The organism is Escherichia sp. HH26CH, assembly GCF_009820205.1.
Taxonomy (GTDB): domain Bacteria; phylum Pseudomonadota; class Gammaproteobacteria; order Enterobacterales; family Enterobacteriaceae; genus Escherichia; species Escherichia coli_F.
The window spans coordinates 1-299 of record NZ_VNXM01000069.1; the positions used below are offsets into that span (position 1 = coordinate 1).

Below are 299 nucleotides of genomic sequence, written 5' to 3' on the forward strand. Positions count from 1 at the left end.
CGGGTCGTTAGCTCAGTTGGTAGAGCAGTTGACTTTTAATCAATTGGTCGCAGGTTCGAATCCTGCACGACCCACCAGTTTTAACATCAAACTCAGATGTTAAGCGTGAAGGATAACGTTGCGTCAGCAACGGCCCGTAGGGCGAGCGAAGCGAGTCATCCTGCACGATCCACCAATATTAAAGATTGGTCCCGAGTAGAAATCATTCAGGTAACACCCGTATGGGTCGTTAGCTCAGTTGGTAGAGCAGTTGACTTTTAATCAATTGGTCGCAGGTTCGAATCCTGCACGACCCACCA

The 299-nt window shown here is 48.8% G+C and carries 2 tRNA genes; both read left to right on the plus strand.

The window, feature by feature from the left end:
• Position 1 precedes the first annotated feature (1 nt).
• Positions 2–77: transfer RNA gene (locus tag FQ015_RS22925), tRNA-Lys, on the plus strand.
• Positions 78–223: 146 nt separating this feature from the next.
• A tRNA-Lys gene (locus FQ015_RS22930) sits at positions 224–299 on the plus strand.